Genomic DNA, 12,733 nt, shown 5'->3' with positions numbered 1-12,733 from the left:
CCGGTTCAGGACCACCCGCTCGTGTAGTGGCGAACGCGTGTTCGAGTCCGGATGATCGGATTCATGGACCCCAGAACCCGCACCCACCGCAGGCTCAGTGATACGGTCCTTGCACGATCAGATGCACGTGCATCTGATCGTTGCAAGCAACTCGGGGAAGGCTGGGAACTTCGATGCCGGAGATCCGAAACGGAATGATCGCGGGACAGCTACCCGAAGCGTCCTGGAGAAAGAGCGCGCACAGCGGCTCGGTGGGCAACTGCGTGGAGCTGGCCTCCCTGCTGGACGGTGACATCGCGGTCCGCAACTCCCGCTACCCGGACGGGCCCGCGCTCATCTACACCCGGGCGGAGATCGCGGCCTTCCTGTCCGGTGCCAAGGACGGCGAGTTCGACGACCTGATCGTCTGACCCCCGGCCCGCCCCCCGCAATCGACCAGCGCTCGCGCAGAACCCTCGGTGGCGTCATGAACGACATAACGGACGGCTTGCAGGCACTCATCGCCCGCGACTTCCACTTCGCGCACCCCCGCGACGCGAACGGCACCCTCATCGCCGTCGTCGGCATCCGGGTGCACCACGGCGTGATCGACATCGTGCAGCTCTACGGGGAGGACGAAGCCGACGCCGCCCGCATCCCGGGCGACGAGCCGGACGTCCTGTTCCCGAAGACCGTGCTGTGGCGCACCACCGGTTCCGCGGACGAAGTGGTCGAAGCGGCGCTGGCGCTGGCGGACCCCGACGAGGACCGGGCCGCCGCGAAAGGCTGCTGGGTACCCACCCGCGCGGGGCGTTCCACCTGGTTGGCCGCCTCCGCCTGACCCGGCCCGGCCAGGCGGCTGACGATCCACGGCCGCGGCAGTCCGCCCCACCCCGGCGGACCGCCGCGGCCGTTCGCGCATCCGGCGCCGGAACGACCGGCCCCGGCAGGAACCGGCGCCGACCTGCCGAAACCGAACGCACGGCACCGGAACGCACCCGCGCCGAGCAACCCCGCGGCTCCCGGCACGTCCCACGGGACGAGGGACGCGCGCCCGATCTCGGCCTCCCGCAGGAGGCGACCCCGGCCGATGGGCCGATCCGCCCACCTCGGCGGTCGGCGACGGTGGACGAGCAGGCCGGCCGGTACCGGGCGCCCACGACGAGGAGGAGGACCCCGTGTCCGCGACATGCCCGATGAGCAACGGCGCGATGATCGCCGACGGGATCAGCAAGGAATTCGGGACGGCTCGTCGACCGGTGCTGCACGACGTCACCCTGCGGGTCACCCCCGGGCGCTGCACCGCCGTGGTCGGACCCACCGGCTCCGGCAAGAGCGTGCTGCTGCGCTGCCTGGCCGGGCTGGAACGCCCCACCCGCGGGTCGGTGCGGATCGCGGGCACCGAGCTCACCGCGCTCGACGAAGGCGCCCGCACCGAGTTTCGCCGCACCCGGATCGGCGTCGTCTACCCGCAGGCGAACCTGCTGCCCCAGCTCGACGTGGCCGACAACCTGCTGCTGCCGCTGGACACCGCGGGCAGGCGCGCGGACCCGGAGCTGCTGCAGCGCGCGCTGGACGTGCTGGACGTGCGGGCGCTGCTGGAACGCGCCACCCCGTCGCTGACCCGTGCGGAGGAACTGCGCGTGGCGCTGGCCCGCACCGTGCTGCAGCAGGCCGACCTGCTGCTCGTGGACGAGCCGACCGCCGCGCTCGACGCCATCACCGGCAGGCACCACCTGCGGCTGCTGCGCCAGTGCAGCGCCGAGTTCGGGCTGCCGCTGGTGCTGTTCTCCGCCGACCCGTCCGTCGCCGGCTACGCCGACCGCGTCGTCGTCCTGCAGGACGGGCGCGTCGTGCAGGAGCGGGAGCGCCCCGCGGACTGCGGCTGCGAGTCCGCCGCGGCCGAGCACATCGCCTGATCCCGCGCGTCGCGCGGCCACGCCCGCGGCGGGTTCCGAGTGACCGGCGACACCGAGCGCGCCGGATGCGATCATGGTGCGCACGCGGTCGGCGCGCGACGACCGCCCTGCCCCACCGAACCCCGCGCACGGCGTCCCGGCCGCGGCCGCACCACGGGTGATCCCTCCCGATCCCCGGCGAGTGCCGAGCGGCGGGTCCTTCGAGCGCGCCCGACGAGAGCAGGTCGATGTCAGAACCGGAAGTCGAACCCGTCCGGGTCCGCGATCTGATCGTCCGGCCGCAGGGCTCGACGGTGCTGATCCTGCACTCCTCCGGCGGCGATGAGACCGAGCAGCGCGTGTTCGGCGCCGTGCCCGTCGCGGCGGGCGACGGCCTCGTGCTGGCCGCGGCCGAAGCCGTGCGCGCCGGCGGGTTCCGCGCCGCGCTGCGCCACGCCAGCAGGATGGCGGTCACCGCCGCGGCCCGCGCCAAGACCACCGGCTCCGATGCGCCGCGGCTGTGGCTGGCGATCTCCGGAGCGGGTCGGCTCGACGGCCGCGGCCGGTCCACCGCGCAGAAGCTGGCCCGCGAGTTCTCCGTCGAGGTGTACGCCCCGGACGGCCCGGTCACCTTCGTCGCGGGCGGCTCGATCTTCACCGGCGCCGACCACCACGGCTGGATCCGGTTCCCCGCGGGCGGCGGCGCAGGTGAGCTGCACAGCGCGCGCTACCCGCAGCCGCCGTGGGAGGCGCTGCTGCCCCGCGGCGCGGTGCACGACGGCGGGCTGCACGCCGAACCGGTCCCGGCGGGGCTGGCTGCCTCGGCGACCGCGGAGACCACCGCCGACGAGGTGTGGCACGCCGTCGCGGTGTCCGCGGAGCACCCGCGCATCGTGCTCGGCGGGCCGCGCGGACCGTCCATCGCGCCGCACCAGGTCGCGGCGCTGCTGCGGCGCTTCCCGCGCACGGTGCGGGACCGCATCCAGCTGGTGCCCGCGCACCCGGACCCCGCCTCCCCGCAGTGGCTCGGCAAGCTCGCCGCGCTCCTCGGGCACGACGTGGTGGCCGCCACCGGGCTGATCCGGCACGGCGTGCACGCCGAGTTCACCCTCGTCCCCGACCAGCGGGGCGGGCCGAGCTGGCTGCCGCTCGCGGCGCTGCTGCGGTACTCCCCCGACGGGCGGGTGGAACCGGTGCTGGCCGGGGCGCCGCCGCGCGGCTGGCTGCCCGCCGGGCCGCTGGTGTTCCGCTGGAGCGGGATGACCGATCCGCAGCCCACCCCGCACGAAGTGATCGCGAAGGTGGTGCCCGCGGGCATCGCGCTGCTGCCCGCGCCGCGCGCGGGCGTCCCCGGCGCCGCCGACCGGCTCTCGTTCGAACCGGACCGGCTGACCGTCGTGCTGGGCTGGCCGTGCACCCCGCTGCCGGAGGGGATGCCCGCGGCGCTGAACCGGCTGCTGTCCGGGCTGGACGCCGAGCAGCGGGCGCGGGTGCGGTTGCTGGTGCAGGGCATCGCGCCGGAGCCGATGCGCGAGCAGCTGCGCGGCGCGGCCGGGCCGCTGGCCGACCGGCTGCGGTTCCCGGCGGTGCTGCCCGCGGCGGCGGGGCTGGGTGATCCGGTGGCCGAGCCGGGCGATCCGGTGGCGGGTCCGGGCGATCCGGTGGCCGGGACGGGTGTCCCCATGGCAGCGCCGGGTGATCCGGCCGAGCCGGGTGCTCCGGTGTCGGCTCCGGCGGGCGAACCCGTCGTGGCACCCCGGTCCTCGGACGGACCGGCCGCGGCGCAGGGCTCGTCCGGTACCGGGACCGGTGCGGACGTGCCGGACGCGTCCGCAGCACCCGCCGGGCCTCCCGCCGACTCCGCCGAGCCCACCGGCTCGGGGACCACCGCTACCGAAGCGCTGGGAACCCCGGCCGAGCCGTCGCCCGGAAAGGCCGGGCCCGAACCGGGCACTTCGGACGGTCCCGGTACCTCGGACGAGTCCCCGGGACCGGTGACGTCCTTGGCCACCAGGAAGATTCCGCTCACCGGCCTGCTCCCCGCCGACGCCGGGTTCCCGGTCGCGGTGCGCGCCGACACCGCGCAGGACGTCCCCCGGATGTCCGCCGAGGTGTCGATGACGCAGCTCGCCACCCCGTCCGCGCTGCCCAAGCGCCAGCCGGGCGCCTCTCCCCTGTCCCTGCGGTCGCGGGAGCGCAAGGCGCGGCTGTCCGCGGCCGCCGCGAAGCGGGCCGAGCAGCCCGAGCCGGTCCGGGTCACCCAGCTCGCCACGATCAGCGCGGCGCAGGTGCACCCGCCGGAACCGGACCCGGCGAACGTCCCCGTCGCCCCTGCGGACCGCACCACGCGGCTGTCGGTGGCCGCGCTGCGGTTGCCGCCGCGTCGCGCCGCGTCCGGGGAGCGCTCGGCGCTGGTACCGGTGCCCGCGCTGCCGCAGTTCCTCGCCGAACGGCGCAGCAGCGAGCAGCAGCGCACCGCGTTCGCCCAGCGGGCGGGCACCGACTTCGAGAGCGGGCTGGCGGCGGTGCGCGCCGCGCTGGCCACCTCCGGCGAGGAGGTGCAACCGGAACCCGAAGCGGACCTGGTGGCCGCCCGGCTGTACCTGGGCGCCGGGGCGTTCGGCGCCGTGTCGGTGAACCGCGCGCTGCGCGGCGCGGGGCGGGACGAGTTCGGCGACCACGCGGTGTGCCTGATGTCCGGGCTGCGCCGGTTGCCGGTGCACGGCGGGCCGGTGTACCGGCTGCTGGAGCTGGACGTGCTGGACGTGTACGAGCCGGGGATGCCGGTGTCCGAGGCGGGTTTCCTCAGCGCCAGCACCGAACCGGTGCGCGCCGCGGACCACGCGCAGGTGATGCTCTGGTCGCAGGACGCGCGCCGCACCGCGCCGCTGGGCGACACCACCGGGGAAGTCGTGTTCCCGGCCGGGGCCCGGTTCGCGGTGCTCGACGTGGACCGCGCGGCGGACGGGCCGGTGGTGCTGCTGCGCGAGCTCGGGCGGGCCGAGGAGCCCGGGGAAGCCCCGGATTCGGACGCCGAGCACCTGGAGCTGATGCGGCTGGCCCGCAAGCACCGGCGGGCCCAGCCCCGCACCCCCGCCGGGGATGCGCTGGCCCGGTTGGCCGAGCCGGTGGGCTTCGTCCCGGACGAGGTGCCGGAGCCCGCGGAGCACTAGCGGTCCACAACCGAGGGAAAACCTCCGACAACACCGGGGCGCCCGCCGCCGCAGCCCGGAGATCATCGCGGGCACCCCGGTGAACAGCGGGAACACGTTCGGGAACGGTCCGATGCCCGGGGGTGGGGACCGCTGCGGTGGGTCACCGGGGACGGTCGCCGACCGGTTCCGCGACGCCTGTTCGGTGTTAGTGTTCAACTGCAGTGCACACTTGGCGCAACCGCGGCCGGACTCACCGCGAACCGCTCGCCCGGTCCGAACGGCGCCGGAGACCCCGGAACCGCCGATCACCGCGCGGACGCGACGGATGCGCGGACGGCTCGTGGACCTCCGGGCGCGGAGAACGAGAGCGAAATCCATGTCTGACCTCGACGAATCCGGGACCGCACGGGTTCGCGACCTGGTCGTGCGAGCGCACGGCTCGACCGTGCTCGTCGTGCGCCGATCGGCTGCGGACGAGGAGAGCGCGGCGCTGGCGGGCACCGTGCCGGTCGGCCGCGGCGAAGGCCTCGTCCTCGTCTCCCCCGCCTCGGTGCAGGCCGGTGGTTTCCGCACCGCGCTGCGCAAGGCCTGCCGAGCCGCGGTGGCCGCCGCGGAGCCGACCCGGAACCCGGCCGAGCAGGTCCGGTTGTGGGTGGCGGTGCCGTCCTTCGGCGAGCGCGGCCGCGGCCGCCCGCAGGCGCAGAAGCTCGCCCGCGAGCTGGGCGCCGAGGTGCACGCCCCGAGCGGCCCGGTCCGGATCGTCGCGGGCGGCTGCGTGTACGCCGGGGACGAGGACCACCGGTGGATCCGGTTCACCGCGGACGGCCCCGGCGAGGCGCACGGCACCCGCTTCCCCCGCCCGGACTGGGAGGACCGGTTGCCGCGCGGCGCGGGCTACGACGGGACGCTGCACCTGCGCCCGGTGCCAGCGGGTCTCGCCGCCGCGCCGGACGGCGCGGAGCAGCTGCTGGAACCGGCCCGCTGGATTCCGATCGCGTCCGCCCGCCCGCGGCTGGTGGTCGGCGGCCGCGGTCTGCTGCCGCACCAGGTGGCGGCGCTGCTGCGGCGGTTCCCGGACGCGGTGCGGCTGCGGATGCAGCTGGTGCCGCTGGACCAGTGGACCGCGTCCGGCGGGTGGCTCGCGGAGCTGTCCCGGACGCTGGGGCACGAGGTGGTGGCCACGATCGGCCCGCTGCAGCAGCTGGGCGGGCTGGAGGCCGCGCACCTGGTCGACGCGATCGGCGCGCCGACCTGGCGCCCGTTCGTGGCCGCGATGCGGTACGGCCCGGACGGCCGGATCGCCGCGGTGCAGGCGAACCTGGCACCGCGCGGCTGGGTGCCCGGCGGGCCGCTGGTGTACCGCTGGAGCGGTTCGCCGGAGGTGCAGCCGACGCCGCACGAGATCATCGCGAAGGTGGTGCCCGCCGGGCTGGCCCTGGTGCCCGCGAGCAAGGTGGCGTCCGCGACCTCCGCGGACCGGCTGGCGTTCGAGGTGGACCGGTTGACGATCACGGTCGGCGTGCCGTGCACCCCGATGCCGGAGGGCGCGGCGCTCGCGTTGAACCGGGTGCTGAGCGGGCTGGACCGGGAGCAGCTGGCACGGGTGCGGATCCTGGTGCTCGGCGTCGCGGACCGGGCGGCGCGATCGGCGCTGCTGCAGGCGGCCGGGGAGCTGCGCGGCCGGGTCGCGTTCCCGAAGGTGCTCTCGGCGCCGCTGCGCGACGAGGAGCACGCGACGGTGCGGGTGCACCGCCAGGCCGCGGCACCGGCGCCTGCCGCAGCGGAGACCGAGCGGACGCAGCGGGTGGAGCGCACCCAGGTGGTCCGGGCGGACGTGGCGGCGGCCGCGGGTGCACCGGACGCCGTCCGCACGAGCGGTGCCCCCGCACCGGTCGCGGCGACGGCCGAGCCGGTCGCCGAGCAGACCACCGTCGTGCGCGCCGCGGACGTGGCAGCAGCCGCATCCACTCCCGCAGCCGAAGAGACCACCGTCGTACGCGCGGCCGACGTGGCGGCAGCCGCATCCACTCCCGCAGCCGAAGAGACCACCGTCGTACGCGCCGCGGACGTGGCAGCGGCCGCATCCACTCCCGCAGCCGAAGAGACCACCGTCGTACGCGCGGCCGACGTGGCGGCGGCAGCGCCTGCGGAATCTCCCGCAGCACCAGCGGAATCCGCGACGGCGAACGCCGAGCCCACCGAGTCCGAAACCGCCCCTGCGACGGGGAACCCGACTGCCGCGGCACCGCCCGCGGCGGCCGCCCCGCACATCACGATGTCCGGCGGCCCGGCCCCCGCCGCGGCGGCCGAAACGGTCCGGGTGGACGTCTCCACGCTCCGCGCGGCCATGGCGGCCGAAGCCGATCCCGAACCGGCCGCGGCGGAACACGAGTCCACCGATCCCGGCGAATCCACCGCCCGAGCCAGCTGATCAGGAAGACCGCGCGCCCCACCGACGGCGGCACCGCCGAGCCGAGTCCTCCGCGCCGCCGTCGACGCGCGGCGCCCCTCGCCCGTCAGCGGTGGAGCCCCTGCGCAACGACCACCAGCGCAACCGCCGACACCGCAGCGGGTTCTCAGCCGTTCCCTCGCGAGGACGGCGTTTTCGCCTGTGGCGGAGCCACCGGTGGAATCGATCCCGCAGCGAGGGAGCCGCTGAGGTTCCGCCACCCGACCACTGCGCGGCAGAAGCAGCGAAGCAGACCAGGACTCAGACCAACGACGTGTCCAAGTCCTCCGCCTTGAGGATGGTGAGGTCGTCGGCGACCGCCGACACGTCCACCGCGAGCCGCGACGCCTGCCGGTCGGTCATGGCTTCGAACACGCGGCGCGCGGTACGGCCGTTGCCGAAGGTGCCGTCCTTCGGGATGGCCTCGAAGTACTCGAGCAGCACGGTCACGGCGTCGTCGTCGAGCTTGTAGTCGTGCTTGCGGCACTGCGATTCGACGATGGTCACGAGTTCGTCCGGCGAGTAGTTCGCGAATTCGATGGTGCGGCTGAACCGGGATTCCATGCCGGGGTTGGCGCTGAGGAAGTCGCGCATCTCGTTGGAGTACCCGGCGGCGATGACCACGACGTCGTCGCGGTGGTCCTCCATCAGCTTCACCAGGGTATCGATGGCTTCGCGGCCGAAGTCGGGTCCGCTGCCGCCGCGACCGGAGCTGAGCGTGTAGGCCTCGTCGATGAACAGCACGCCACCGAGCGCGGTGTTGAACGCTTCGGTGGTCTTGATCGCGGTGCCACCGATGATCTGGGCGACGAGGTCGGCGCGCGCCACTTCGATGAGGTGGCCGGAGCGCAGCACGCCGAGTTCGGCGAGGACCTGGCCGTAGAGCCGGGCGACGGTGGTCTTGCCGGTGCCGGGAGCGCCGGCGAAGACGAGGTGGCGGGCCATCGGCGGCGCGGACAGCCCGGCGTCGACACGGCGCTGCGCCATCTTGTTCAGGTTGACCAGCGAGGTCACTTCGCGCTTCACGCCGTCGAGGCCGACGAGGCGGTTGAGCTCGCCGAGCGGGTCGGAGCCGCTGGGCGCGCGGTCCCGCGCGGGCTGCGCCTGCTGGTCGGCGGGCTGCTGGTCGCCGGTGGCCGCCGCGGAGCTGCCGTAGGCGTCCTGGGCGCCGTTGCCACCGCTGATCAGGTTCTCCACGGTGATCTTCGCGCTGGGCTTGACCTGCCGGACGCCGCTGCCGCGGTTGTCGCGGACGGTGCAGCCGGACAGCTGCACGGTCTCCTCGGTCTCGAGGTGCACGCCGTCGGAGGCGCCGCCGGTGAACTCGGAGTCGGTGACGGAGCCGGAGGCGCCGTCGGCGAAGTGGCAGCCGACCTTCCCGCTGCCGTGCACCCGGCACTTGGTCAGGGTGAGGTCCGCGCCCGGGCCCGCGTGCACGCCGTACCCGGTGGATTCGGTGATGTCGCAGTTGGCCAGGGACAGCGCGGCGCCCTTCACCTCGACGCCGGAGCCGCCCGCGCGGCGGATGCTGAGGCCGCTGACGGCGGGCCGCGCCTCGCCGGTGACCTCGACGCCGGAGCCGCCGGTCTGGTCGATCTCGATGTTCTCCAGCCGCCCGCGGGCCCCGGTGTCCACCGCGATGGCGGCGCCGTCGCTGCCGACGACGCGGAGCCTGCGGAAGAACGGGTCGGAGCCGTCGTCGACGCGGATGCCGCCGCTGCAGGCGGAGACGTCGGTCTGGTCGAACTCGGGGACGCTGCGCTCGGTCACACCGATGCCGATTCCGTCCACATCGGACACCTCGCAGCGGCTGATCTCGCCGGAGGCCCGGCCGGCGAAGTGCAGGCCGCGACCGCGGGCGCCCTGGACGCGGCAGCCGCGCATGATCGGCGCGCAGGACTCGGCGACGTAGATGCCCTCGGCTCCGGCGCGCTCGACCCGGCATTCCTCCAGCTGCACGGATTCGGAGCTGGCGAGGTAGAAGCCGATTCCCTTGCTGTCCACCACGTTCAGCCGGGTCGCGGTGAGCTGCGCGTGCTGCTCGACGGCGATGGCGGGCTTCGAGGTGCCCGCGACGGTGGTGTCCTCGACGGTGATCCGGCCGCGGCCGTTGAGGCAGATGCCGTTGCCCGCGGCCTCGCGCACGGCGCAGGCGCGGACGGTCAGCCCGCCGCCGTCGGCGACGACGACCGCGGAGGTGCCGAGCTCGAGCAGTTCGCAGGAGTCCAGCACGCCGCCCTGCGCGGAGGTGACCACGACGCCCGCGCCGACCTGGTTGCGCACCTTGCACTCGCGCATCAGCACGCTGCCGGTGTCCCGGGCGTAGATGGCGGCCCAGCCGCTGCCGCGGACCTCGCACTCGGTGAGGGTGAGCTGACCGGCGGTGGCGAGCACGGCCGGGTTCTCCCCGTCGATGGCGTCGATGGTGACGCCGGACAGCGCGGCGGAATCGGCGGCCAGCGCGACCGCGACCCCCTTGTGCGCCACGATCCGAACGGTCCCGGGACCGTCCTCAGCGGTGATGGTGATGGCCTTGGTCAGCACCAGGTTCTCGGTGTAGCGCCCGGGACCCACCACGATCACCGCACCCTCGGACGCGCTGTCCACGGCGTCTCCGATGCTCCGGTGCCCCTGGCCGGTGCCCTGGGTGACCATGATGACGTTCTGGCTCACGTTCCCGGTTCCTCCGTACTCACCGTGCGTGCGACCGACGCGTCCCCCGCCGAGAAGCGGCTCCTGGCCACTCCTGCGACGTGGCGGCGCCCGAGGCGATCAGGATCGCGAAGCGCTGCGGGCGCGTCCGCGATGACCGCGCGCCGGGTGGACCGGCGGTACCGCGGCCCGCTGCGGCGATCCGATTCAGTCATAACCGCCGACCGGTCGCCACGGCGGCTCGGGAGCCGGTGGGCCGCTGTTCCTGGGGACATCCTTCATGGGTGATCGCGGTGGGCGACACCCTGGTCACACGCTATCCGATCTCGGTTCGCAGCGATCCGCGGGCGGCCTCGTCCTCATCCGCGGCGAGGTGCGCGCGGAGGGCGTCCGCCGACAGCCGCATCGACGCGGGCGAGTTCGGGTTCAGCAGCAGGTCGACGCCGCTCTCCGGCAGCGCTCCGGCGATCTCGGCGGCGTGCGTGCCGCGCCAGTCGGCGGCGTCGACGCGGTCCCGGTGCACCGGAGCGGTGACCACGAGCACCGAGGCCACGCCGTCCGGGGAGCGGTCGAGGACGGCGACGCCGTCCTCGTCGAGCGCGATCTCCAGCGCGGTGTCCACCAGCACCGACAGCAGCGCTTCCGCGCCGTAGTCGTCGCGGACCATGATGCGCAGCACCGCGTCCACCGGGTCGCTGGGCGATTCCTCGCTCAGCGGCTGGTAAGCCGGGTTGGCCTGGAAGCGGCCCCAGGAACCGTCGATCCACATCGGCCAGCCGCCGAGCAGCACTTCGCGGGGCGGTTCGGCGCCCTCTTCCGGGGGCACCCACGCCGGGTCGGTGAGCATCATCCAGTCGGTCGGCGTGGTCTCCCGGTCCGGCACCGCCGGCGCTCCTGCGGTGAGGTCCTGCTCCGGGGTCGGCTCGCTCATCGGGACTCCTCGGCGGGATCGATCGGCCAGGCCAGCAGCCGCAACTGCTCCCCGGCGGCGGTGGGCAGGCCGGCGCGCGCGGAGGCGCGCTGCTCGGCGGACGGTTCCCGCGCGGAGCGCACGAATCCGGCCACCAGGCGCAGCGAACCGGGACTGCCCGGGTTGAACAGCACGTCGGTGCCCTCCGGGAGCAGGTCGGCGAGGCCGTCCACCCCGGTCCGCCACCAGGAACCGATCTGCTCCGAGGCCAACCGGTAGTGCGGCGAGGTCGCCACCAGCAGGCACGGCACGTCGTCGGGCGAGCGCACCACGAGCGGACCGCCGCCGGGCCCGATCGCCACCTCCAGCTCGCTGTCGTGCAGCAGCAGCCGCAGCTGGTCCGGTTCGGCGCGGCGCGCGGTGAGCATCCGGAACAGCCCGTCGAGCGGGTCGGCGGGCGCGTCGGGATCGGTGGGCGCGTAGCCCGGGTTGGGGCGGAACCGGCCCAGCCCGCCGTCCTCGGCCGTCGGCCACAGGCCCATGATCGCTTCGACGGGGGGCTCGGTCTCCGCGGCCGACGGCGCCCAGCCCGGGTCCATCAGCAGGTAGAAGCGGGACTCACCCGTGTCCGGCATGCCGCGATCTCCTCACTCCCCGCCGGGGATGCGCTCTGCGGGGTTGATCAGGATTCGAAGAGGTGCCGCAGCGCGCGGTGGGTGCTCACCGCGTCGAGCCGCTCGGGCAGCCCGCTCGCGCGGCGGATGTGCTCCAGGAAGTGCTCGTCGGGCGCGAGCCCGTGCTCCTCCAGGTAGTAGGTGACCGCGTCCGGCCACAGCCAGACGCCGTCGCCCCGGTAGCTGGTGGGCACGACCTGGCCGCGGTCCGGGTCGACCACGTCGTCCATCGCGGCACCGGTGCTCAGCAGCAGCTCGCCCGCGCGCAGGTAGGCCAGCGCCTCCTCGCGGTCGTCGGCTTCGAGCACCGGGTGGTCGCGGTCGAACTCGGGGCCGCGGTCCGGGTCGACGCGGTCGAAGACCCGCGCGATGCGCAGCTCCACCGGTTCGTCCCTGGCCCAGGTCAGGGTGCCGCGGCCGCGGGCGGCGCGCTGGTAGGCGGGCGCGTCCTGCTCCCCCACCACCTCGATCCGCGGCACGTCGGGGTGGTCGGCGAGCGCGCGGTGCAGTTCGCCGCTGAGCCGCGGCAGATCGGCCTCCGCGGCGGCGGTGACCACGTGCACCGGCAGCGGGGAGCCCTCGCCGCGCGACGGGCGGCGCCAGGCGGTCCAGAGGCCGAGCGCGGCCGGGTTCCGGGACAGCACCGCGGTGAGCGCGGCGGTCACCTCGGCGGTCCGCTCCGGGGCTTCGTCGGCGTCGAACAGCCACACCGAGGGCGGGGTCTCGTCGGCGATGGGGATGCCGGTGAACACGGCGGAGGCGGCGTCGTCGACGAGTTCGCTGAGCAGCCCGGCCTGGGCGATGGTCACCGAGACCTTGTCCGCCGCGAGCACCTCGCACACCGAGCCCGCGACCCGGCCGACGACTCCGGTGGACAGCACTTCCCGCATCGACGCGAGGAAGTCGTCCGGCACCCGTCCCGCCAAGTGCAGCAACAGGTCGTGCATTCGATCGGCAGTGGACACCGGGCGCACCTCTCTCTCCTGCGGAAGATGGTCCCACGGCCGCGCGCGGAC

9 protein-coding genes are annotated in these 12,733 nt (G+C 74.8%); 5 read left to right on the top strand and 4 right to left on the bottom strand.

Going from position 1 to position 12,733, the window contains the following annotated elements; translation table 11 throughout:
- Positions 1 to 173: 173 nt before the first annotated feature.
- The 5 genes from ABZ805_RS07075 to ABZ805_RS07055 all read left to right on the top strand — a co-directional run bounded on the left by ABZ805_RS07075 (position 174) and on the right by ABZ805_RS07055 (position 7,463).
- Positions 174 to 410 carry a DUF397 domain-containing protein gene (locus ABZ805_RS07075; protein WP_358435594.1) on the top strand — a complete coding sequence of 79 codons (237 nt, stop codon included), beginning with the start codon at positions 174 to 176 and terminating at the stop codon, positions 408 to 410.
- 56 nt (positions 411 to 466) lie between these two features.
- Positions 467 to 820: a hypothetical protein gene (locus tag ABZ805_RS07070; RefSeq protein ID WP_358435592.1), complete on the top strand. Its 354-nt coding sequence runs from the start codon at positions 467 to 469 to the stop codon at positions 818 to 820.
- A gap of 337 nt (positions 821 to 1,157) precedes the next feature.
- Complete coding sequence (locus ABZ805_RS07065) at positions 1,158 to 1,898, top strand: ATP-binding cassette domain-containing protein (RefSeq protein ID WP_358435589.1); 741 nt, start codon at positions 1,158 to 1,160, stop codon at positions 1,896 to 1,898.
- Between the two features lie 227 nt (positions 1,899 to 2,125).
- Complete coding sequence (locus tag ABZ805_RS07060; protein ID WP_358435587.1) at positions 2,126 to 5,050, top strand: hypothetical protein; 2,925 nt, start codon at positions 2,126 to 2,128, stop codon at positions 5,048 to 5,050.
- A gap of 358 nt (positions 5,051 to 5,408) precedes the next feature.
- Positions 5,409 to 7,463, top strand: a complete 2,055-nt coding sequence (locus ABZ805_RS07055) for a hypothetical protein (RefSeq protein ID WP_358435584.1) — start codon at positions 5,409 to 5,411, stop codon at positions 7,461 to 7,463.
- A gap of 279 nt (positions 7,464 to 7,742) precedes the next feature.
- Here ABZ805_RS07055 and ABZ805_RS07050 read toward each other — a convergent pair whose 3' ends face one another.
- The 4 genes from ABZ805_RS07050 to ABZ805_RS07035 form a co-directional block, all read right to left on the bottom strand.
- Positions 7,743 to 10,154 (bottom strand): right-handed parallel beta-helix repeat-containing protein, encoded by a 2,412-nt coding sequence (locus ABZ805_RS07050; protein ID WP_358435582.1) that lies wholly within the window; start codon positions 10,152 to 10,154, stop codon positions 7,743 to 7,745.
- Positions 10,155 to 10,449: 295 nt separating this feature from the next.
- Positions 10,450 to 11,064, bottom strand: coding sequence for a type VII secretion system-associated protein (locus tag ABZ805_RS07045; protein WP_358435579.1), 615 nt, complete (start codon positions 11,062 to 11,064; stop codon positions 10,450 to 10,452).
- The gene (locus tag ABZ805_RS07040) at positions 11,061 to 11,678 is read right to left on the bottom strand and encodes a type VII secretion system-associated protein (RefSeq protein WP_358435577.1); all 618 of its coding nucleotides are present in this window, start codon (positions 11,676 to 11,678) and stop codon (positions 11,061 to 11,063) included. The genes ABZ805_RS07045 and ABZ805_RS07040 overlap by 4 nt, the downstream gene beginning before the upstream one ends.
- A 47-nt stretch (positions 11,679 to 11,725) precedes the next feature.
- Entirely contained in the window at positions 11,726 to 12,682 is a 957-nt protein-coding gene (locus tag ABZ805_RS07035; protein ID WP_358435575.1) for a hypothetical protein, read from the bottom strand.
- Positions 12,683 to 12,733: the final 51 nt, after the last annotated feature.

It is taken from the genome of Saccharopolyspora sp. NPDC047091 (assembly GCF_040643635.1).
Classification (GTDB): domain Bacteria; phylum Actinomycetota; class Actinomycetes; order Mycobacteriales; family Pseudonocardiaceae; genus Saccharopolyspora_C.
Note: the sequence above shows the minus strand (reverse complement) of the source record. Positions and strands in the feature narration are given on the sequence as shown.